18 protein-coding genes are annotated in these 21,180 nt (G+C 54.3%); 8 read left to right on the top strand and 10 right to left on the bottom strand.

Going from position 1 to position 21,180, the window contains the following annotated elements:
- Window positions 1–73 precede the first annotated feature (73 nt).
- Window positions 74–376 (top strand): RNA polymerase alpha subunit C-terminal domain-containing protein, encoded by a 303-nt coding sequence (locus tag PEL01S_RS14790; protein ID WP_127460833.1) that lies wholly within the window; start codon window positions 74–76, stop codon window positions 374–376.
- A gap of 135 nt (window positions 377–511) precedes the next feature.
- Here PEL01S_RS14790 and PEL01S_RS14785 read toward each other — a convergent pair whose 3' ends face one another.
- Together PEL01S_RS14785 and PEL01S_RS14780 are read right to left on the bottom strand one after the other, a co-directional pair.
- The gene (locus tag PEL01S_RS14785) at window positions 512–2,569 is read right to left on the bottom strand and encodes a molybdopterin oxidoreductase family protein (RefSeq protein ID WP_127460832.1); all 2,058 of its coding nucleotides are present in this window, start codon (window positions 2,567–2,569) and stop codon (window positions 512–514) included.
- Window positions 2,570–2,656: 87 nt separating this feature from the next.
- Window positions 2,657–3,640, bottom strand: coding sequence for a zinc-dependent alcohol dehydrogenase family protein (locus tag PEL01S_RS14780; RefSeq protein WP_127460831.1), 984 nt, complete (start codon window positions 3,638–3,640; stop codon window positions 2,657–2,659).
- A gap of 216 nt (window positions 3,641–3,856) precedes the next feature.
- On the opposite strand from PEL01S_RS14780, the gene PEL01S_RS14775 reads away from it, so the two are divergent.
- Window positions 3,857–4,270, top strand: a complete 414-nt coding sequence (locus tag PEL01S_RS14775) for a VOC family protein (RefSeq protein WP_127460830.1) — start codon at window positions 3,857–3,859, stop codon at window positions 4,268–4,270.
- A gap of 88 nt (window positions 4,271–4,358) precedes the next feature.
- Here the strand turns inward: PEL01S_RS14775 and PEL01S_RS14770 are convergent, their stop codons facing one another.
- The 7 genes from PEL01S_RS14770 to PEL01S_RS14740 form a co-directional block, all read right to left on the bottom strand.
- Window positions 4,359–6,950 (bottom strand): winged helix-turn-helix domain-containing protein, encoded by a 2,592-nt coding sequence (locus PEL01S_RS14770; protein WP_163767688.1) that lies wholly within the window; start codon window positions 6,948–6,950, stop codon window positions 4,359–4,361.
- 84 nt (window positions 6,951–7,034) lie between these two features.
- Window positions 7,035–8,018, bottom strand: coding sequence for an ABC transporter permease (locus PEL01S_RS14765; RefSeq protein WP_108531474.1), 984 nt, complete (start codon window positions 8,016–8,018; stop codon window positions 7,035–7,037).
- On the bottom strand, window positions 8,015–8,761 hold the full coding sequence (locus tag PEL01S_RS14760; protein ID WP_127460829.1) for an ABC transporter permease: 747 nt from the start codon (window positions 8,759–8,761) through the stop codon (window positions 8,015–8,017). The genes PEL01S_RS14765 and PEL01S_RS14760 overlap by 4 nt, the downstream gene beginning before the upstream one ends.
- A gap of 14 nt (window positions 8,762–8,775) precedes the next feature.
- A complete protein-coding gene (locus tag PEL01S_RS14755; RefSeq protein WP_082866834.1) occupies window positions 8,776–9,726 on the bottom strand; it encodes an ABC transporter ATP-binding protein in 951 nt (316 codons plus the stop codon).
- 84 nt (window positions 9,727–9,810) lie between these two features.
- Window positions 9,811–11,232, bottom strand: a complete 1,422-nt coding sequence (locus tag PEL01S_RS14750; RefSeq protein ID WP_127460828.1) for a sensor histidine kinase — start codon at window positions 11,230–11,232, stop codon at window positions 9,811–9,813.
- Window positions 11,225–11,872 carry a response regulator transcription factor gene (locus PEL01S_RS14745; protein ID WP_108531477.1) on the bottom strand — a complete coding sequence of 216 codons (648 nt, stop codon included), beginning with the start codon at window positions 11,870–11,872 and terminating at the stop codon, window positions 11,225–11,227. Before PEL01S_RS14745 ends, PEL01S_RS14750 begins: the two co-directional genes overlap by 8 nt.
- Before the next feature lie 46 nt (window positions 11,873–11,918).
- Entirely contained in the window at window positions 11,919–14,249 is a 2,331-nt protein-coding gene (locus tag PEL01S_RS14740) for a glycoside hydrolase (protein WP_127460827.1), read from the bottom strand.
- 213 nt (window positions 14,250–14,462) lie between these two features.
- On the opposite strand from PEL01S_RS14740, the gene PEL01S_RS14735 reads away from it, so the two are divergent.
- From PEL01S_RS14735 to PEL01S_RS14720, 4 genes are all read left to right on the top strand, one after another.
- Window positions 14,463–15,170 carry a DUF421 domain-containing protein gene (locus tag PEL01S_RS14735; RefSeq protein ID WP_063178671.1) on the top strand — a complete coding sequence of 236 codons (708 nt, stop codon included), beginning with the start codon at window positions 14,463–14,465 and terminating at the stop codon, window positions 15,168–15,170.
- 123 nt (window positions 15,171–15,293) lie between these two features.
- Entirely contained in the window at window positions 15,294–16,706 is a 1,413-nt protein-coding gene (locus tag PEL01S_RS14730; protein ID WP_063178669.1) for an MBOAT family O-acyltransferase, read from the top strand.
- Between the two features lie 13 nt (window positions 16,707–16,719).
- Complete coding sequence (locus PEL01S_RS14725) at window positions 16,720–18,075, top strand: DHHW family protein (RefSeq protein WP_063178667.1); 1,356 nt, start codon at window positions 16,720–16,722, stop codon at window positions 18,073–18,075.
- 118 nt (window positions 18,076–18,193) lie between these two features.
- The gene (locus PEL01S_RS14720) at window positions 18,194–18,742 is read left to right on the top strand and encodes an SMI1/KNR4 family protein (protein ID WP_127460826.1); all 549 of its coding nucleotides are present in this window, start codon (window positions 18,194–18,196) and stop codon (window positions 18,740–18,742) included.
- A 96-nt stretch (window positions 18,743–18,838) separates the two neighbouring features.
- Here the strand turns inward: PEL01S_RS14720 and PEL01S_RS14715 are convergent, their stop codons facing one another.
- Window positions 18,839–19,327, bottom strand: a complete 489-nt coding sequence (locus tag PEL01S_RS14715; RefSeq protein WP_063178663.1) for an SRPBCC family protein — start codon at window positions 19,325–19,327, stop codon at window positions 18,839–18,841.
- A 234-nt stretch (window positions 19,328–19,561) separates the two neighbouring features.
- Here PEL01S_RS14715 and PEL01S_RS14710 point away from each other — a divergent pair, with 234 nt between their 5' ends.
- Window positions 19,562–20,017 (top strand): S-ribosylhomocysteine lyase, encoded by a 456-nt coding sequence (locus tag PEL01S_RS14710; RefSeq protein WP_127460825.1) that lies wholly within the window; start codon window positions 19,562–19,564, stop codon window positions 20,015–20,017.
- A 137-nt stretch (window positions 20,018–20,154) separates the two neighbouring features.
- On the top strand, window positions 20,155–21,168 hold the full coding sequence (locus PEL01S_RS14705) for an iron-hydroxamate ABC transporter substrate-binding protein (protein ID WP_063178659.1): 1,014 nt from the start codon (window positions 20,155–20,157) through the stop codon (window positions 21,166–21,168).
- The last annotated feature ends 12 nt before the right edge of the window (window positions 21,169–21,180 follow it).

Raw genomic sequence — 21,180 nt, 5'->3', positions numbered from 1 at the left:
CCGCGAACATTCGTTCTATAATAGTCTTAACGATGGTTCGGAACTTCTTCCTTCAGAAAAGGAGCGATGTAAAATGGCAGCTTCAAAAAAAACGTTAAGAACTTGCAGCAATGGACACCAATACTATAAAAGCACCGATTGTCCCACCTGCCCGACCTGTGAACAAGAACGCAAACCCGAAAACGGTTTTCTATCCCTTCTCTCGGCACCGGCAAGACGCGCGCTAGAACACAATGGGATAACTTCTTTGCATCAACTCTCAAAATATAGTGAACGAGAGATCTTGCAATTTCACGGTATGGGGCCGGTATCCTTACCTAAACTCAGGACTGCATTAAAGGAAGCCGGGTTATCATTTAAAAACGAAACGACATGAATGACGTTCTACTCCCCCGACGGTTCTATACGCTTAAAACGTTGGCGGATAAAAAATATCCCCGGACGAAGCACAATGGCTTCTTCCAGGGATATCCGCATTAAACGACTGTGTTGACGTATGAAACCCTCTCGACTAGCTGGCGTTCTCAAGCTTCTCCACTTGTACCCGTCCCGAGAAAAAGACAGCCCCACCGCCCATATCTGCCAGCCTGTCCGGGGTGAGAGCATTCACCAAGCGACTGTTTCCTTCCGCGTCCGCCCATAAGCCCTGGCTGACAACGGTACCGCGAACAACGTCGTCGCCCACTATCGCGGTTAGCTCGCACGAGCCGCGCGAGTTCCAGACCCGGACACGTTCGCCGCTCCGGATTCCCAAGCTCTCGGCGTCTTCCGTATGCATGTAGAGCTTCGGCTCGTCGCCTTCCAGCCGGACATGCTTTGCATTATGCGAGAACGTCGAGTTTAAGAAATTGTGATTGGGCGCCGGGATAAATTGAAACCGCAAAGCCTCTTCCTCGTCTGTCTGCAGCGGCGTGTACGTAGGCAGCGGCGGAAGGCCCTTTAGCTCCATCGCCCTGGAGTAGAGCTCGATCTTTCCGCTCGGCGTAGGCAGCTTGCCCGGAAACAGCGGCCGGACGTTCGCTCTCACGTACTGCTCCTCCAGAAGCCGCTCATACGTAATGCTCTCTAGATTCGGATTGACCGGATTGTTCAGCGCCTGCCGGATCATATCCTCGTCCGAATCGCGCAAAGCCTCTTCCTCGAAGCCCATGCCCTGGGCCAGCAGCCGGAAGACGTCCGGATTGGACTTGCTTTCGCCGTAAGGCTCAATGGCTGGTTGTTGGATTTGTACGTAATGATGCCAGTAGGAACGGTAAATATCATGGTTCTCGAAGGAAGACGTCGCCGGGAGCACCAGATCGGCGTACCGTGCAGTCTCCGTAAGAAACAAGTCATGTACCACCGTGAACAAATCTTCGCGCATCAGCCCTTGCCGTACTTTGCCGGCATGCGGGGCAACGACCGCCGGATTCGAATTGTACACGTACAGCGAACGGATCGGCGGATCTAGCTCCAGCAGCGCATTTCCCAGCTGATTCATATTGACGGAGCGGGCCGGTTGCTTGCGCAATTGCGGACGCTGCAGTGCCGCTTTGTTGAAGTCCAAATAACTGCCGTTGCCCTTGATCGCCCCGCCGCCGCGATGCATCCATTGGCCTGTCAGCGCCGGAAGACAGGCGATCGTTCGAACGCACATCCCTCCGTTGTCATGGTGCTGAATTCCATTGCCGATCCGAATGAAGGACGGAGTCGTGCGGCCGTACAGCCGGGCAAGCTCATAAATGTCTTCCACTGGGACGCCCGTAACGGAGGATACGAATTCCGGATCATACGACTTCACATGCTGACGGAGCTTTTCATGTCCGACCGTATAGGTTTGTAAGAACGTTTCGTCCGTCATGCCCTCTTCGAACAAAATATGCATCAGGCCAAGCGCAAGAGCGGCATCCGTTCCCGGGCGAATCGGAATGAACCAATCCGCCCATTTGGCCGTCCGGTTGCGGTGAACGTCGATCGCCACGATACGGGCGCCGTTCTTGCGCGCCTTCTCCGCAAGCACGATCTGGTGCAGATTGGTGCTTACCGCATTAATGCCCCACATCACAATCAGCTTGGCGTGGACCGTATCCTCCGGGGACGTCCCGTAGCTGCCGCCCATCGTATAACGGTACCCTTCCGTTCCCGCGGCTTCGCATATCGTTTGCTCAAGCCGGCTGGCCCCCATGCGGTGGAAAAAACGCCGGTCCATGCCTTCCGCTCCGATTCTCCCCATATTCCCGTAAAAGCTGTACGGCAGAATGCTTTCCGCCCCTTCCGTCGCGATAAGCGTCTTCCATTTGGACACGATCGTCTCAATCGCTTCCTCCCACGAGATACGCTCGAACGCGCCGTCTCCCTTCTTCCCCGTTCGTTTCATTGGATAGCGAAGACGGGCCGGGTCATACAAGCGCTCGGTCATATGGCGCACTTTGTTGCATATATCGCCCTGCGTCATCGGATGCGCGGGATCTCCCTCCACCTTCACGATTCGCCCCGCTTCTTTGTGCAGAAGCAAGCCGCACTGATCAGGACAGTCCAATGAGCAGACGCCCCGCACGATTTCTGTCGCTTTATTCTCTTTCTCGTTCATTGCCTTGCCTCCCAGCGAATCAACATCTTTCTTATCTTTTTCTCCATAGCGCGTTCATCTCCTGCCGCATCCGGTGAGACTGCTTTATTAGCTCAACAATAGAACTTTTCCGCGGATGCCCGATTCTGCGGCATGGATCGCCCTTTTGACGTCCGTCAATTCAAATCTGGCTCCGATCTGCGTCATCGCCAGCTTGTTCTCCTGCACGAGACGCAGCACTTGCTCAAAAGCCGCCTCCCATTCCTCCTGCGACGAATTCCGCACCCATTGCCGGAGATAAAACGGCAGGACACGGACCTGCGTTCCCCGAACCGCTTCATGCCACACGGCCGGAATACCTGATAGCAGCCCGATGCTTAGGACCGTTCCGTCCGTCTTCACGCAGCGCACCAGCTTTTCGCCTTCGGGTCCACCGATACTGTCGATGGCCGCTGTGGCGCCTTGGCCTGCCGTAGCTTCTAAAATTCGCTCCTGGACGGAGTCTTCCGCCGTGTTAAACACACAGGCCGCCCCAAGACGCAGCAGCTCGGAGGTATGGCGGTCGCTACGCGTCAGCGCAATCATCCGGTAAGCGAAAATAGGCGACAATTGGGCAAAAATTCTCCCGATAGCGGAACCCGCCGCATTGACAACCAACACATCCCCGTGCGTTAACCGGAGCGCCATGCGGCAGATCAGCCAAGCGGTAACCGGGTTAATATAAAGCTGGCAAGCCGTATGGTCGTCGATGTCTTCCGGTACGGGAACGGCGAATTTGGCAGGGGCTGTCACATAGTCCTGCCACGTGCCGTCGCCTTGCAGAGGCAGGACGCGCTTCCCTAACATTTGCTTCGAAACTCCCGGCCCTACGGCTTCCACCACCCCTACCCCCTCGTAACCCGGGACTGCGGGCAACGTAATCCGGTGAGAATACGCTCCCCGAATCGGGATCACGTCCGACGGATTAACGGGCCGCGCCCGCATTTTGACGGAGATTTCGCCCGGTCCCGGCTCAAGCGGCGGCTTTTTTTCGATCTGCAGCACCTCGCTAGGTTCACCGAAACGGTAATAACGAACAACATTGGATTCCATGAAAGCTACCTCTGTTCTTTTGAATACAACCTGAAAATTTTTGCTTGTTTTATTATAATTCCTGAAAACCATCGTCCACAAGGAAAAGCCGTACTCCTGACGCTGTTTAAAATGGCTCTAATTCGAGGTATACTGGTAAAGGCAAGGCTACATGACGAAAGCGTGAACATAGCCCGTGCTTGCAGACCATCCTATTCGAACGAAGGAGCGAAATTAATGGCTATCCATGTGTATCTGAACTTCAACGGAAATTGTCGTGAAGCGGTCGAATTTTACGCGGAGGCTTTCGGAACGGAAAAACCGCAAATCATGACCTTCGGCGATGCGCCGCCTAACCCGGAGTTTACGCTGCCGGAGGAAGCCAAGCATCTGGTCATGCATGCCCGCATTACCGTCAACGGGAGCGACGTGATGTTTTCCGACGTTTTCCCGGGTATGCCTTTCACCGTCGGAAACAACATCAGCCTTTCCGTCATGAGCAAAAACATCGATGAAATAAAAACGTATTTCAATAAGCTCAAAGAAGGCGGCAAGGTAGTCATGGAACTGCAAGAAACGTTCTGGAGCAAATGCTACGGCCAATTAACCGATAAATTCGGTATCCAGTGGCAGTTCAACCACGAAGAATAAAAGCGGTTCACCCGCTCAGCCGTACAACGGCCTACAAACAAAAGACTCATATCCGGCATACGCCGGTATGAGTCTTTATCCTTATCCGCTAATGAAGCCCCAGCTGCCGCGCTTTTTCCACCGCCTCGATCCGTCCGGATACCCCCAGCTTCGAGTAAATGTTGATGATATGCGTTTTGACGGTTGCGAGCGAAATACACAGCCGTTCGCCAATCTCTTTGTTCGACGCTCCCGTTGCCAGCACTTCGAGCACTTCCCGCTCCCTGTCGGTCAAGCATTGGCTGTCGGAAGCCTCGGGTCCCCATAGTGCGAACAATTCCTGTAAGAAACGCTTCTCGGTTAGAGATAGCTCGGACGCCTGATCTTGACGCAGCAGCTCGGCGTAAGGCCGCACGACAGGCTCCTCCAATACAAAAAGCGACTTGATCCCATACGACGAGGCGTAGTGAACTGCCTCCCGGGCCAGTTGGAGCCGCTCGCGCTTATCGGTACGTCCAGCCGCGCCCATGATTTCAAGCTTCAGCAGCGCCGCTTCGACAATCGTCCAGTAGTCCGCCTGCTTTCTTGCTTCGGCCAGAACGGCATCGATCTGCGCCAGCGCCTTCTCCCGCAAGCCGCGATGAGCCAAAGCTTTCGCATAGACAAGCTGCTCCTCCGTGCGCAGCGTCCCGGCCTGATCCCCGCGTTCCGCTTCCTGTTCGAACGCTTCCAGCGCATGCGTCCGAATCTTGTCAAGCTTGATCGTGTAATTCAGGATAGCCGGCACGTAGTGGGCACTTTCGTAAATGCCCATCGCTTCCAGCCTGAGCAGAAGCTGCAGGGCCGCCTCCCGGTTGCCGCGCAACAGCTCAAGCTCCATCCGATTATAGACGATGGCCATATCCAATGACAAATAATCGATTTTCAGCTCGGCCTCCGCTTGTCTCAGCGATTGCTCCGCCTCGTTCAGCCGCATCGTTTTCAAGTAAATCCCGGCGATGCCGATGAGCGCATTCACTTTTAGCGGCGCTACGACCGTATGCTTTTCCAACATATGGAATACCTCTTGATAAAGCTGCTCCGCAAAAATCAGCTCTCCGCATTTTTCCAACAATTGGCATTTTAGCGTAACCGTAAAAAAGTGAATGTACGGATTGTGCGCCTTCCGTTCGAGCTTATTCGCCTGGTCGAGACAGGTTAACGCTTCCTTGTGCCTGTCGCGGAAGGAGCACATCATGCTGGCCGTCATGTACGCAATAGCCTTGGTGATGTCGCTGACATGCATCCCGTCAATTTCTGCGATCCAATCCAGCGGGTCCGATCTCGACATCGTGCTGTCATCCTCTATGAACAATCGGGCCATCGATAAGATGGACCAGAGGCGATCCTCCCGGGAAATACGCCTGATGTGATTCATCATATCGCGGCAGCATTCCATCTCCAGATTGCACAAATGGTAAAAGAGCCTTTGGAACAGCAGGTCCCGATGCTCCAACAGCGCATCGATCGGAAGCTCGCGCAAATGCCCCCACACCTGAACGGACGTTTCCAACAAACCGATCATTCGAATCGCTTCATCCGTTAGGCCGGCAAGCAAAGCGTGACGAATCCCTTCTTCGACATCGCCGATGGCTTCGTATACGACGGATGCCCGGGCGTGCCACGCTGCGATATTCGAGGCTTCCTCTTCCAGCCAAAGCCGCTGCAGAAACTCCCCGAACATATGATGGTACCGGTAAATTCCCTCCTCCTCGTCAATGGGGACGAGAAATAAGTGCCGGTCGGCAAGCTGCCGCAGCATAGCCTTGGAATCCCCCGTTCCCAGCAGCCGGTCACAGATGTCAGCATTGAAATAGCGGAGGTTCGAGGTCTGAAGAAGGAACCGCTTTTCCTGCTCCGTCAGGCCGCTGACGATTTCGTTGGACAAATAATCGACGACATACTTGTTCACCGCGCGCACTTGACCGACGGCTGCCTGCCGATTCGCGTCCAACGCCAGCGCCGTCAGCTGCAAGCCGCCGATCCATCCTTCCGTCACGCGATGCAGACGCTCCGCATCCCCCTCGGAAACGGACATTTGCAGGGTCATCTGCAAAAACCGCTTCGTTTCCTCCGGCGAGAACCGCAGCTCCTCTTCTCCGATATCGAGGCATTCTCCGGCCATCCGCAGATCGCCCAAGTACATCCAAGGCGCACTCCGGCTCAGGAGAACGAGATGAAAGCTCTGCGGCGCGTAACGGAGAAAAAATTGTAACGAAGCGAGTACCCCGGTGCAGTCGATCACTTCAAAATCGTCCAGAACAAGCACCAGCGTTCCTACGCAGCTCTCCAGCTGATTCACCAGCAGCACGAGGAAGCTTTCGATATCTTGACCGTGAGGCTTCGACACGAACAGCGTTAACAGCGATTCACCGGCTTCTCCCAGATCCGGCTTGAGCGCCTCCAGAACGTAATACCAGAACTGCTCTATCTCGTTGTTATCGGCGTTCAGCGAGATCCAGCGGGCCGGAAGCTCCGGCCGTTTATTTAGAAACGCGGAAAGGAGCGACGTTTTACCGCTTCCGGCCGCTCCTTGAATTAAAGTTACTTTCGCCTCCGTCAAACGCTCCAGTTTGGCGTCCAGCGCTGCGCGTGGCACGAAGTTTCTCCGGGGCGAGGGAGGCCGCAATCGGGCGGTAAGCAGCCTTTGGTTAGGGATCATGGCGCACCACCTGTTCTGACTGGCAATCATGTCGGAGCATCGCACGCTCCGCCAAATTATCATAACATAAATGACTGGGTATTTTTAGTAGCAGCCTTCACGAACACGGCGCCGGACAACCGCGAATCCGGCCAGAAGTAAAATAAGCGTTAAGCCGAGCACGTACCCGAGCTGCCCCACATAAACGGATATCTCCTCGTTCCGCTCAAGACCGCTGACCAGCTCAAGGAAGCGTTTTTGCGGAAGCAGGCCGGTGATCCAATACATGACCCCATATTCCGCCGTTTTGCTGCCGAAGCTCCCGGATAACAGCGAGGTGAGCAAAATGATCGTCGACGCCATCGGCATGGCGTTATCCAGCTTTTCGATGCAGGCCAGAAGGAACCAGGCAAAGGCAGTGCCGAGAGCTACAGGGACGGCCAAAAGTCCGGCGTATGCGGCTAGCGAGAACCCGATGTCCAACCCGAACGCCAGCTTGATCACGGCAATCGTCACATAGGTCGGCACGTACACAAACGAAAAAGTAAAGAGGGCCTGTGCGGCCATATACCGCCCGATCCCGACGGACGATACGATCACCCGCTTGAACGTGCCGTTTTCCTTGTCCTCCGTGAACAAATTCATAAACAGCAGCCCTTCCAGCATCAGAAACATCAGGAGGAAACCGGTGACATTCGTACCGACGCCCCGTTTCGACGGGTCCGGATGCACTTGCTCCGGATGCTGGATCGCTTGCAGCACAAGCTGCCGAAATTCCTCGCTTTTGAACGTTTCGATCCGGTACTGTCCGTTTCCTTCATCATGGACAATCGCATCATACTGCCCGCGTACCAAAGCCGACTTGCGGGGAGCCTCCTGCAGCACGGTCACCTGGAAGCCTTGCGGCCGAGCGGCTTCCGACGCCCCGTTCCCGATCCAAGCCAGATGCCCCCGCACCTCGAATTTCGCGGTAAAGTAGACGGCCAGCGACAAGGCCAGCATGGAGAACAACAGAACGAGCAGCAGCACGCCTTTGCGGCTCCACATCCGACGAAAGTTGTTCATATAAAGATCGATGATCGTTCTCATACGTAATCCTCCGTCTTGAAGGTCAGTTTGCAGCCAAGCAGCAGCAGCGCGGTTGCGCCCAGCATCACCGCGGCGGCCGTCGCAAACAATGCGGGATCATGATCGTAGATGATACGGAATATCGCTTCCGATACCCATTTCACCGGGGAGAAGTAGGACGCCTTCGCTACCGTTTCGCCGAGTCCGTCCAACTGGAAAAACAAGCCGCCGAGAAGAGCAAGCACATTGTTGATCATGCTTAATAATTTGTTCGATGCCTCTTCGCTTTTAAACAAACAGCACAGCCACACGCCGAGTGCAGCCGACATGAGCATCAGCAAAAGCAGCAGTACGGCCACATACCCGATGTCCGCACCGCCCAGATGAACGTCCATTCCCCAGTTCAGCACGGCCAATGTAATGAGCATCGATAAGCCGCAAAACAGAACCGTCGCCGTAATTTTCGAGAGGTAGACGAAGGCACGCGGAATCGGCGAGTACAAAATACGCAGATTGCTCGATTTGAGGGTCCGTTCCATAAAGCTGTTCGCTGCCGTCATCGATACGTTCACAGCCGTGTACACCATGATCGTCACGCCGTAATAATCGTAACCGTTCATGTCTTCGCCGCTGTATGCGCCGTTGCTCAAATAACCGAGGACGAGCACAAGCACCAGCGGAAATACCGTATTGGTCAACAGAAGAACCGGGTTGAGCGCCAGATTGATGAAGTCCCGCTTCAAAATAACGAAAAACGAATACATCTCCCCGCCCCCCTCTAATCCCGCAGCTTACGTCCGGTCATCTGAAGGAACACGGACTCCAGGCTCGCCGCCGAACTCGTCAAGTGTTGGATCTTGATGCCGCCTTGCATCAGATGGACGATGATCTGATCCAGATTATCAATCCCACTTACCGTCATGATGCGCAGCAGGTTATCGACTGCCCGCACCTGCTTCACCCCGCTGATCCCGTACAGTTCATCCGGATCCAAACCTTCGGTCCTGTCGACGACAATTTCATACATCTTCTCGCCGGCCAACCGGTCCTTCAGCTCTTCCTTGGTTCCGGAGGCGATGATTTCACCATGATCGATAATAATAATGCGGGTGGAGATTTCCTCAACCTCTTCCATATAATGCGTCGTGTATAAAATCGTCGCACCCTGCTCGCGCAGCTGACGGATCGAATCCAGAATGTGGTTGCGCGATTGCGGATCGATGCCGACCGTCGGCTCGTCCATGACAATCACTTCCGGTTGATGAGCGATCGCACAGGCGATGTTTAGCCGGCGCTTCATCCCGCCGGAGAACGTCTTCGGCTTGTCGTCTTTGCGGTCGGACAAGCCGACGAAAGCAAGCGCTTCTTCCGTCCGCTCCTGCAGCTCCTTTCCCCTCAGCCCATACAGCGAAGCGAAAAAGCGTACGTTCTGCTCAGCCGAGATTTCTTCGTAAATCGCCAAATCCTGCGGCACGATTCCGATACTGCGCTTCAAGCCGTTCGTCTCCTGCGCTACCGGTGTTCCGCGAAAACGGATTTCGCCGGCGTCCGCCTGCAGCGCCGTCGAAAGAATATGGATCGTCGTGCTTTTGCCTGCGCCGTTTGGACCGAGAAAGCAAAGAATTTCCCCCGGGTACACGGCAAATGATATTCCTTTTAACGCTTGATGCGCTTTGAAGCTCTTGGATAGACCGTTGACTTCGAGAATCGGTTTTATGGTTTCCTGCATGTTCCTCACTCCTTACTTCTATCTTAAAAGGAGCGGTTAAAAAGCAAATCAACCGAACGGTTGATTCGTCCGGTTGATTCATCGTTACGCCTCGCGAGCTGCGTTCTCCGCCAGCTGTCCGCAGCGGCGGGACAGCGGCAAGGAGAAATCAAATTCGACGATCCCTTCCCACACATGGACGCCAAAGGAAGCCTGATGGTTCTGCAAAATGGTTCTGGCAATGGACAGCCCCAAGCCCGTGCCGCTAAACTTCTTGTTCCGGGAGCTTTCCATCACGTAGAACGGCTCCCAGACCGATTCCCACCCGGCTTCCTCCGCCATGTCCGCGCCATTCGCAATCCGAAATGAAACGGAGTCCGCCTGCGCTTCCACCGTGATGCCGACCCGCTCGCCGGTCGTATATTTCATCGCATTGGTCATGAAATTATGCAGCACGGTTTCGAGCTTCCGCCTGTCGGCCCATACCCATGCTTCCGTCTGCAGACGGTCGTCGACTTCAAGCGTCAGCCCTTGCTGCCGGAATGCCGGTCGGTAGGCGTCGAGCGTCTCCGCGAGCAGCTGCCGGAAATCGATCGGCTCGTACCGGTACGGTTCGGTCTGCAAGCGGGATAGCTCCAGCAGCCGATCGATCATGGCGGCCATTTCCTCGCTCTGCTTCCGGATCACATCGGCATAGGTTCCGTCGTCCAAGCCATCCTTAATCCCCGAAGCATAGACCTGAATTAACGACAACGGCGTTTTCAGCTCGTGGGAAATGTCCGCAATGAACGTTCGCAGATTCGCATTTTTCACCTCCAACGCCCGGTGCGCGTCCTCTAGTTTATCGCTCATCCGGTTGATGCTGTGCGCGAGCGATTCGATTTCGTCGCCCGTCTTGATGTCCGCCTTCGTAAACGACAGATTCGAAATCGCTTCGGCCGTTTCATTCAACCGGGCCAGCGGCTTCACGATCCGGGCCGCATATACTGCGCACAGCAGAATCAACAGAATTAACGCTCCGAACCACAGATACGCATTGAAGCGGTTGACGATCCCGATCGTATCCGACGAATGCGAGATGGATTCACCTATGGCGAACACATTGCTGCCAACCGGAAAGAAATTGACCAAATAGCTGGATTTCAGCTTGCTTTGGTTATAAATCTTGTTCACCCTTCCGCCTTCGCGCAGCTTCGCGATGCTCTCCTCGGTCAGCCAAAACTTGCTTAGCGCAATGCCCTTGCGATTCAACCGTTCTTTCAGCCAACTGTTCACGCCTTCGGTCGTATCCGACAAGGAAGCATATACGATGGTGACTTGATGCTCCGCTTCCAGATGCTCGATCTGCGGCACAAGCTCGCGATAATCCATCACGGCAAGCTGCGAGGTTAGCTCGCCGAGCTTGAGCTTTTTCTGATACAGAAAATAGTCCGGCAAAAGAAACGTATTCGCAACCATGGAAAGCGCACATACGGCGCAAACAACAAGTGCGATACGCAGGATCAGCTTCCTGCTCAATTTACTCATCGGCATGCTCGAGGCAGTAGCCCAGCCCCCGGTAGGTCTTGATCCGATGCTCGCCGATCTTTTCCCGGAGTCTGCGGATGTGCGTATCGACCGTACGCTCCTCGCCAAAATAGTCGAATCCCCACACATGATCCAGCAGCATTTTGCGGGTGACGATCTGCCCTTGGTTGGCAAGCAAAAATTTCATCATCTGAAATTCCTTATTCGTCGCCTGCACATCCTGCCCGCCCCGATAAATCTTATGGCCGTCCAGATCGACGGTCAAATCGCCGATCCTGACCTTCGATGTCAGCTGCAGCAGCTTTCGCGCCCGTATGAGCAGGATTCGCGGATCGAACGGCTTGCGCACGTAATCGTCCGCTCCCGATTTCAAAGCGACGAACTCGTCTTCCTGCTCGCCCTTGGCCGTGAGCAGCAGCACCTTCGTTTGGCTGTATTGCTTGATTTCCTTGCACACCTCGACCCCGCTCCGCTTTGGCATCATCCAATCAAGCACCGCCAAATCCACTTTATGGTTATAAAACAGCTCCAGCGCTTCTTCCCCGTCCTGCGCCAGAAGCGTGCCGAACCCTTCCTTCGAGAAATAAGTTCTTAAAATCTGCAGCATCAGCGGCTCGTCGTCCGCCAGCAGTACGTTCATGTCTTGCAGCCTCCTTGTACGCTAAGGAACGGCTTGCCGCCATTCTCTAGCTCGCTTTCATTATAGCAGACAGATCGACAGTCCTGCTTTGCCCTCCTTCATAGATGAAGACGGTTCCCGGCTTGATTACGGTTCCCTGCTCATCCCGGTAATCGGCGGCGGAATAGTTGGCAATTACCTTCAAGTCGCTGCCGAACTCCGTGCTTTGCACAAGCCGGTCCGGCGTAAGAATGCGGAAGCCGGTCATCGGACGGATGACGGCCAACTGATGAAACGGCGCCCATTCCTTCAAATAAGCGGCAATCGTTTGCTTATCCTTCGCCCATTGCTGCTGATCGAGGTGGTACAGTGGCGGAACGTTATACAGAAACTCCGTCATCATCCGCTCCACGACCGCATCCTTGATTTTGAAGCTGCCCCATTCCCAGTGATGGGTTGTTATGACCGAATCGTTATAGACCAGCTTGTAGAGCGGCAGCGAGTAAGCCGGATCGATATAAATGTGCTTATACAGCTCCTTCACCGGAACCTGTTTGCGGTACCTTTCCGGAATGCCGCCCTGCGTGGAATAATAGCCGCCCACATAGTATTCGCTGGACTTGTTGACCCTCATGTCCTTATCACCCCACTTGATCACCGGCGTCTCCAGACCATGGGCAAAGGCAATTACCCCGCTGGCAAAATCGTTCCCCGTTTCCGAGCCGACGACCATTTTTTTCTCGTTCGCGATATAGGCCATTCGCTCCAGTCTGGCTTTCATGTCCTGCTCTTGCGTCGTCGGATGCCCAGGCGAGTAATCGTCGTAGATCTCGCCTGTCGCATCGGCGTCGACAAACCAGGAGCGGTACGGAATTCCGTCCTGCATAATGCTTTGGACGCGCTGCTTGACAAGCGGAAGCGCCAAGGTCGGGTTGAGCTTGCGCCCTCTTTCCAGAAACCCTTTGACCTTCTCTCCCTTCTTGTTCGTAATCGTCGCTTGCTCGTACAGCGGTCCGTCGCCAAAATAAGCGGTATTCCAATCCCGATTTTCCTTCTCATGGATCGAATGGTACGAGTCATACGGAGCGACGAGATAACCGGCCCGGTCCGCCTGCTCCACAAACTTCGGGTTCATCAGACCGTTAATCCAGTTCGGCAGACCAATCCACGCCTTCTTAATGCCGAGCTGCGACATCTCACGCACGATATCGGTCGAATTCGCTTTTCCCCAATCCTCGACGGGCCCAACCGCGTCCTGCAGTACGCTTTTTAACAGCAGCTTGTTAAGCTGGTACAGCTTTTGCTCGCTTAAAGCGGCAACACCCTGCTGAATGAGCTGCCGGGCCGCCGCATCCGACGGCTGAAACACGCTGGCGTTGTAGAGCTCCTTTAATTTCAGCACTTGATTGAGCGCGCGAACGATCACCGCCTTCTGGTCTTTCTCGACGTGATCTTGAGCGGACACCTGCTTGAATACCGTATCGAACTCCTTCGATCCATCCTCCGTATATTGCGCCAACAACTTCGAAACCCAAGGATACAGCGGACTTTTCAAGCTGGCTCTCCATTGGGGCCAGTTGATCTCTTCCGGCGTAAGCAGATCGTTATTCCACAAATAAATGTGAGGCGCGCCATACAGCTTTTCGATGTCCGGATTCGCCTTCGCTTTCTGCGCAAGCGTGACGATGCCGGACTTCTCTTCCAGCACGCTTTTGTACAGTCCGGCGATTTGTACAGGGTCGCTGTCCGCAACATACAGGCGGAAGCCGTATGTTTTGTCCGGATTAACGGACGGAAATTCGTGGTCGAGCTGAAATTGAATGTCGTCCTTCGTATCAAAGTGGATTTCATGATTAAACGGATGCTTCAAGATATACACCAAGGAGTAATGCTTCTTGTTCAGCGCAAAAAAATTCATCGAGAACGACTCGCTCCAAGTCATCGTTTCCTCCTGCAGAAACGTCTTCCAGTTCGCATCGCGGCCGGGAACGAATTTGCCTTCCCATAATGGAAGGATATAGCTGTCCGCGCTCACCTTGGGCCACTGAAACCGATCCGCCCCTGTCGACTGAAGCGTAATGTCCAGATACCCCGGCTTCTTTTCGATCGCGACCTTCACCTGCCGCTCGGGGTAGTTCCATTCCACCTTGTCCGCCTCCCGCTTCAGCTCCGTTACCTTGGACTCGGGCATGGGAGCCGCCGCCTGTTCCCGAACGCCGTCATGTTCGATCGTAAGATCGAACGTTGCGGGGTTGATGTCGAACGAAAAGTCCTTACGCTCCACCTTGCTTACAGGGGTTAAACTTATGCGCTCTTGATCGTCTTCTCTCTCGCACCCTGCCAAGATGCTGACAGTCATAGCAGCCGCCACGCTCCAAATGATCACTTTCTTCTTCATGAACACGCCTCCTCCGACAATCGGCTAATCGCATTAGCCTCCTCCACCTTAAATTCGCTATGTTACGCCAGTATGACAAAATGAAACGGCTCTAAGCTTCCGACGATCTAGGCCCATCTTACACTTCTTCCCTATTCTGGAATTAACCCGCCTGACGATGGCGATACTATGGAGCAGTCGAGAATAAGCAGCTTGTGGATAAGGAGATAGGACATGACACATATTGCCGATACGTTAATGAGGTCTATCGCGGCTTTCATCGTCATGATGATCATTACCCGCATTCTTGGAAAATCGACGATTTCCCGGATGACGTATCATGATTTTGTCGCAACGATTACCTTGGGCGCTATGACCGCAAATTTGTCTCTTAATACATCTATGAACGGATGGCAGGTGCTGATCGGCATTGTCACGTTCAGCGGCATTGCCTATTTGGTGATGGCTCTGGCGCTTAAGAGCCGGACGATTCGCAAATGGGTCTCCGGTCAACCGACCGTCATAATGGAAGACGGCAAGATTCTGGAAAGCAATATGCGCAAGCTGAAAATGACGATGGACACCTTAAATCAGGAGCTCCGGGAAAAAAATATTTTTAATATCGAAGAAGTCCAGTATGCCGTGCTTGAGCTGAACGGGAAGATCACTGTGCTGCGCAAGCCGGAATACCTTCCCGTGACGCGCAAAGATATGAATCTGCAGACGAGCAAGCAGTCGTTTCCGGTTGAGCTCATTATGGACGGGCAGATCATTTCCGACAATCTGCATCAAAACCATCTCAGTGAAGAATGGCTTGTTTCGCAAGCCAAATCGAGAGGCCTCGCCATCGGGGACATCTGTTATGCCGTAAGAAGCACGAACGGGCAGTTGCATTTCGACCGGTACGATGACCGGATACGCCAGCCCGTGGACAAAGAATAAACGTCTGCGGACCGGGCGTCTATCCCTTGCGGAACCGGTTCTTTCGGTGCATGACGAATGGGATTTCGGAGCAATATAGGAAAAGACTGCTACCGTAACCGTATTCGAGGAGGATGTCCTGCCGTGGTCTTTTCCAGCTTCGTCTTTCTTTTTGCCTTTCTTCCGCTGGTGCTTTTGCTCTATTTCTGCTCCCCGGACAAGGCCAAAAATGCCGTGCTGCTCGCATTTTCTTTGCTGTTTTACGCTTGGGGAGAGCCGCTCTGGATTGGGGTTCTGCTGCTGAATGTTGCTGTCGGTTGGGCGGGAGGACTTCTCATCGAACGGGGCCGCGGCCGCCGTCTGGCGAAGATCGCGATGGTCGCAGCACTTATTTTTCAAGTCGGCGTGCTCGTTTATTTCAAATATACCGGCTTTCTTGTGCACACGCTTCAGCCTATCCTGCCTTTTCCCGTACCGTTCCGCGATCCCGGTCTGCCTATCGGCATCTCCTTCTTCACCTTTCACCTTATCTCCTACCTGGTCGATGTGTATCGGGGGGATGCCCCGGCGCTGCGCTCCTATTCGAAGCTGCTGTTGTACATTTCACTGTTCCCCCAACTGGTCGCCGGTCCGATTATTCGTTACGCGGACGTGCAAGAGCAGCTTAGCCGCCGCCGGATTACGCTGGAAGGGTTCAGCACCGGAATCGCACGCTTCGTCGTCGGCTTGGGCAAAAAAGTCGTGCTGGCCAATACGCTTGCCGACATTTCCACCGTATTCCTGGACGGGGATCTCGGCAAGCTGTCGCTGCTGGGCGCGTGGTTCGGCATCGTTCTGTTCGCGCTGCAAATCTATTTCGATTTCTCCGGGTATTCGGATATGGCGATCGGCCTCGGCCGGATGTTCGGCTTCCATTTCAAGGAAAATTTCAATTACCCCTACGTCTCCCGCAGCGCGAGCGAATTCTGGAGGCGCTGGAACATCTCCGTCGGCCGCTTTTTCCGGGATTACGTCTACATCCCGCTCGGGGGCAACCGCCGAAATCCGGCGTTCAACCTGTTTGCCGTGTGGTTTCTGACCGGGCTCTGGCACGGTGCCAGCTGGAACTATGTGCTGTGGGGCGTCTATTTCGGCGTTTTCATCGCGATGGAGCGAAGCTTTCTTTTTCGCATCCTGTCGGTGCTTCCCTCCTTTGCGTCCCATATTTATTTTCTGGCGATCGTCCTGATTGGATGGGTGTTTTTTTACTTCGAATCCATCGGGCGCGGGTTGATGTACTTGCGGGTCATGCTCGGATTCGCATCGGCTCCGTTGGCGAATGCAGAGCTGGCGATTCATTTGCAAAACCATTCGTTCCTGCTCCCGATCGCCGTCATCGCCGCTACGCCGCTTCCGGCCGTCCTTCACCGGAGGCTTGCGGCACATATGCGTCCCGGCTTCGCGCGCGGCCTGTATGCGAATACGTTGGTTCCTCTCGCCTGCTTGGCGATATTGACGGTGTCCGCTTTGCTGTTGGTCGGGAAAACGTATTCCCCCTTCTTCTACTTTCGGTTCTGATCGGAGGCTTGCCATGCGTTTCGGACATTGGCTGCAAATCGGATTATTTCTCGCTTTCTTGTGCGCAGGGACGGTTTCCTCGCTCTATGCGTTCGGCTTGGGCCATGCCGTCTCGGAGACGGAAAACCGGGCCCTGGCTTCGCTCCCCCGCTGGTCGGTTGGCGAACTGAAGTCCGGCACCTATTTCCGCCAGCTGGAAAATTATTGGGCGGACCACGTCGCTTTTCGCGACTCCTTGGTCAGCGCGGGCCAAAAGGTTGCCTCTTGGCGCGGCTTGTCAGGCGGGGAGCATGCCGTCCTGATCGCGTCCCAAGCGAACAATACAGGCGGGGCGAACGCTGTCCCTGCCCAGGAGCAGACCGCCTCCGCTGCTTCGATTGAAGCCGCCCCCCGGACAACGGTTCCCGAGGCCCCGCGTGCCGTCGAAGGCCCGTCTCAAGAGGCTTCCGCCTCCAAGGAGAAAGGACGCGTCATCGGAAAAGTATTGGTCGTAGGTAACAAAGCGGTGAATCTGTTTACCTCTGATCCCGCCGCCGGACAAGCCTATGCCGATGCCGTAAACCGGTTCCGCGACGAATTCTCGCTCGCGCTGGGTGGCGAAGCAACGACCTTCGTGCTTCTCGCGCCGACGGCAGCGGAATGGGTATCCGCAGCTTCGCTGAAATCATTGTCGGACTCCCAGCGCCAAACGATCGAGGATGTCTACAAGCGGCTTCATCCGCAAGTGAAGACGATTGACGCCTGGTCCTCCCTGAACGCCCACAAGCAGGAGACACTGTACTTCCGTACGGATCATCACTGGACCGCGACCGGCGCCTACTACGCTTACGAGGCTTTCATGAATGCGCAAGGCGTCCCGCCCGTCCCGCTGGCCCGCTATGAAACGGAGAACGTAACGGGCTTTCTGGGCTCTTTATATTCCGCCACCCTGAGCTCCCAGCTTCAGAAGGCACCGGATACTCTTGTGCTGTACAAGCCGTTCGTCAAGCACGAATATGCGGTGCATTACGCCGCTCCGCTGCGGATGGAGCTGTTGGACAAGAGCCATGCGGCCAAAAAGAACAAATACCGGATCTTTCTGAGCGGCGACCGGCCTTGGGGCCTCATTAAGACCGAAGCCGAGAGCGGCCGCCGGGTCGCCGTCGTCAAAGATTCGTACGGCAACGCGCTGATTCCCTTTCTGCTGCCGCACTATAAGGAAATTTACGTCATCGATCCGCGCCAGTTCGACCAGCCGCTCGTTCCTTTTTTGAAAAAGCGCCAAATCCGCGAGCTGCTGTTCCTCAACAATACGGAAGTTGCGATGTATGACGGCTTTTCGCAGCAAATCGGCAAGCTGCTGACGACTTCCAAGGCGGCGGCAAAATAATGTCCCTGAGCGTGCCCTCGATCCCCCGTGGCCGTTCAACGAGTTGATGCCCGGCTTCGTTGTCCTATATAATAGGCTGACATGATCAAGAGAAGCGTACAATTGGGGGAAATTGTCTATGTGGAGCAGCGTGTTTGAAATGCCATATCTTATGCGGGAGGGAGCGACCGAAGAGGAGCTTGAACGCTTAGTCAAGACGTGGAACGAGAAGCTGTCGCCGCAAGAAATCGCCGAGATTACAGAGCGGCAGAGGAATCTTTTTCCTGCGAATCATCCGCTTCATGCGCAATACAAGCCCTTTGATCCGTCGTTGTGGAATCTGCCGCAAAAGAAGCTGCCGGACAGCTATCTGGACTTTTTGCGCTACTCCAACGGTGGGGAGTTTCAAACCGGAGAGCGCTATTTTCAATTTTTCGGCACGAAGCAATTGAGAGAATACAACTTGGCGTACGAATTCCCCGAATATATGGCCGGCTCCGTCTCTATCGGGATGGACGGCTGCGGGAATCATTATATTATGGATATGAGAGAAGACATGGACGGGGACGAGTATCCGATCTTGACGGCGCATTCCGGTAATCTGGGCTATGAGGATTGCAAGCAAGTCGCCCGTTCGTTCCCGGAGCTGTGCAGGGGAACCACGTCGATGGATGAAGAGCTGGACTAAGGCTCGACATTGAAAAAGCTGCGGCCCGCCCTTGAATCCAAGGCGCCGGGCCCTAGCTTCGGAAAGCCTCGAGCGGGCAGCGCCCTCTCCTGCTCCTTACTCGTCGGCACTTCCGAGAGGCGTCAAGATCCGGACATATTGCTCATGCCATGTTTCCCATTCTTCTTTTCGGAACCCGGTTGCCCGGCCTGATAACAGCGCGTCGATAACACCCAGACATACGTGCCAGCCCGCCAGATCCTTGGAGGTATGGCCGGTAATCTTATGAAGCTGCTCAACGAGAACCAGCAGGCAGCCTTCCGGCTCCGGGTACAGCTCAAAGCGAACGCGGTCCTCGCCCCAGGTGTAGCCCAGCACCGAATGCATGGCAAGATCGGTAATCTTAAGCTCTTTAAAGGTTCCGTCCTGCATGTCGAACTTGATCAGTCCGCCCTCCCGTAGTTCATCAATCCGAAGCTGGGGAAACCACCTGGCAAGCCGATCGTTATCCGTTAGCACCGACCATACTTGATCGACGGGATGCTTCAGATGACGCTCGAAACGGGCCGTATACCCGCCGTCCACTTGTTGAATAGAAGCTAACATGTTCTATCCCCTCCGTACATAAAATATCGCTTACAGCAGTCAAACCTTGTTAGACCGGAATGACTGCTTTTCCCATTTTATATTACCATTTAGCAGTCGTTTCATACGACCTCAAAGAAGCGGACGCACAAGCTTGCTTGGGTTTCATACCGTATTTATTTTTGTGCCCCGCCTATTTACTTATAATTCCGATTGTGATACTTTGAATAACAAATGCGCGAAAGGAAGATACCCATGGCTAAAGTCGAAAGCTTCGAATTGGATCATACGATCGTCAAAGCGCCGTACGTCCGTCTGGCCGGCACGGAGAAGAACGAAAAAGGCAGCACCATTCAGAAATATGACCTGCGTTTCCTGCAGCCGAATCAAGAGGCTCTGCCTACGGCCGCCGTACATACGCTAGAGCATTTGCTTGCTACCTATTTGCGCGACGAATTGACAGGCATCATCGACGTCTCTCCAATGGGCTGCCGAACCGGATTTTATATGATCATCTGGGATGAGCACAAACCGGCGGACGTTGCCGCCGCGTTGACGAACGTGCTGAAGAAGGTCGTCGCAACGGAAACAGTGCCTGCCGTCTCCGCCTTGGAATGTGGAAATTATAAGGATCATTCGTTATTCAGTGCCCAGGAATATGCCAAAATCGTACTTCAGGCCGGCATCAGCGACGATCCGTTCCGCGCTTAGCAAGGGGATGCGGGGGCGGCCCGTTCCACGAGACAGACAGTCTCTCCGATTTCTATTGACGATTGAGAATCATTTTTGATATGATCTTTACCGATAATGATTCTCATTTTCAATATATGGTCTCACGGAGGGAAATCATGTCTAAGAACAAACCGTTTTGGGCCGCAGGCCTCATTTATTTGCTTCTCGTTACGCTGCTCTCCGCTTGCGGCGGTTCGGCAACAACTGCCGGCGATCCCGCCCCGGCCAAGCAGGCTGCCAAGGAGCCGTCGACGGAAGCTGCCACTGCCGCAACCCGCAGCTTCTCCACGGTCAAAGGCAATATCAACATCCCGGCAAAGCCTAAACGGATCGTCACAGATTTTTATGGCGGCGAGCTGTTGTCCGTAGGCGCTAACGTAGTCGGTGTCGAACCCACCACCTTCGACAATCCGTTTCTAAAGAAGCGGCTCACAGGAGCCGTCGACGTAGGCACGCCGGTGAATGCGGAGAAAACGCTGGAGCTTGCCCCTGACCTGATCGTCGTTATGTATGACAAAAACTATGAAGAGCTGTCCAAAATCGCTCCTACTCTACATATCCCTTACGGCACAACATCCAACATTTACGAAACGGTGAAACTGTTCGGTGATATTGTCGGCGAACCGCAAAAAGCGGAGCAATTTATTAAAGAATTCGATCAAAAGGCGGCGCAAGGCCGCGAGAAATTGAAAGGGGTCATCGATCCGAACGCCACCGTCGGGCTCTACGAGTTGACCGATAAAGGCACCCTGTGGGTATTCGGAGACAATGCCGGACGGGGCGGTCAAACGGTGTATAACGCGCTGGGGCTGAAAATGCCGGACTTGGTCCGTTCGGAGATTAAAGGCAACACCGGTTCCGTGCAGCTGTCGATGGAGGTGCTGCCTAAATATGCGGCTGACTACATGTTTCTAACGACGTACGACCCCGAGAAAAAAGGCGAAGCTTTGAAGCAGTTGCAAGCTTCCTCGGTGTGGCAAGGTCTGAATGCGGTTAAGAACAATACGTTGTTCATGAATGACTTTGACACGTTTTACCGGTACGATCCGATTGCCATCACGGAACAGATCGACCTCTTTGTGGACATGCTGCTTACAAGAACCGCAGAGAACAAAGCGAAAAAGAACTGAGACAGCCTGTTT

Source organism: Paenibacillus elgii NBRC 100335, assembly GCF_004000865.1.
Taxonomy (GTDB): domain Bacteria; phylum Bacillota; class Bacilli; order Paenibacillales; family NBRC-103111; genus Paenibacillus_G; species Paenibacillus_G elgii.
Note: the sequence above shows the minus strand (reverse complement) of the source record. Positions and strands in the feature narration are given on the sequence as shown.

What these genes read in the sequence shown, in the direction of transcription:
- PEL01S_RS14790 (WP_127460833.1), top strand. Translation starts at nt 74, where the DNA reads ATGGCAGCTTCAAAAAAAACGTTAAGAACTTGCAGCAATGGACACCAA.
- PEL01S_RS14785 (WP_127460832.1), bottom strand. Translation starts at nt 2,569, where the DNA reads ATGAACGAGAAAGAGAATAAAGCGACAGAAATCGTGCGGGGCGTCTGC.
- PEL01S_RS14740 (WP_127460827.1), bottom strand. Translation starts at nt 14,249, where the DNA reads ATGAAGAAGAAAGTGATCATTTGGAGCGTGGCGGCTGCTATGACTGTC.
- PEL01S_RS14720 (WP_127460826.1), top strand. Translation starts at nt 18,194, where the DNA reads ATGTGGAGCAGCGTGTTTGAAATGCCATATCTTATGCGGGAGGGAGCG.
- PEL01S_RS14770 (WP_163767688.1), bottom strand. Translation starts at nt 6,950, where the DNA reads ATGATCCCTAACCAAAGGCTGCTTACCGCCCGATTGCGGCCTCCCTCG.
- PEL01S_RS14735 (WP_063178671.1), top strand. Translation starts at nt 14,463, where the DNA reads ATGACACATATTGCCGATACGTTAATGAGGTCTATCGCGGCTTTCATC.
- PEL01S_RS14715 (WP_063178663.1), bottom strand. Translation starts at nt 19,327, where the DNA reads ATGTTAGCTTCTATTCAACAAGTGGACGGCGGGTATACGGCCCGTTTC.
- PEL01S_RS14775 (WP_127460830.1), top strand. Translation starts at nt 3,857, where the DNA reads ATGGCTATCCATGTGTATCTGAACTTCAACGGAAATTGTCGTGAAGCG.
- PEL01S_RS14765 (WP_108531474.1), bottom strand. Translation starts at nt 8,018, where the DNA reads ATGAGAACGATCATCGATCTTTATATGAACAACTTTCGTCGGATGTGG.
- PEL01S_RS14755 (WP_082866834.1), bottom strand. Translation starts at nt 9,726, where the DNA reads ATGCAGGAAACCATAAAACCGATTCTCGAAGTCAACGGTCTATCCAAG.
- PEL01S_RS14725 (WP_063178667.1), top strand. Translation starts at nt 16,720, where the DNA reads ATGCGTTTCGGACATTGGCTGCAAATCGGATTATTTCTCGCTTTCTTG.
- PEL01S_RS14710 (WP_127460825.1), top strand. Translation starts at nt 19,562, where the DNA reads ATGGCTAAAGTCGAAAGCTTCGAATTGGATCATACGATCGTCAAAGCG.
- PEL01S_RS14760 (WP_127460829.1), bottom strand. Translation starts at nt 8,761, where the DNA reads ATGTATTCGTTTTTCGTTATTTTGAAGCGGGACTTCATCAATCTGGCG.
- PEL01S_RS14750 (WP_127460828.1), bottom strand. Translation starts at nt 11,232, where the DNA reads ATGAGTAAATTGAGCAGGAAGCTGATCCTGCGTATCGCACTTGTTGTT.
- PEL01S_RS14705 (WP_063178659.1), top strand. Translation starts at nt 20,155, where the DNA reads ATGTCTAAGAACAAACCGTTTTGGGCCGCAGGCCTCATTTATTTGCTT.
- PEL01S_RS14745 (WP_108531477.1), bottom strand. Translation starts at nt 11,872, where the DNA reads ATGAACGTACTGCTGGCGGACGACGAGCCGCTGATGCTGCAGATTTTA.
- PEL01S_RS14780 (WP_127460831.1), bottom strand. Translation starts at nt 3,640, where the DNA reads ATGGAATCCAATGTTGTTCGTTATTACCGTTTCGGTGAACCTAGCGAG.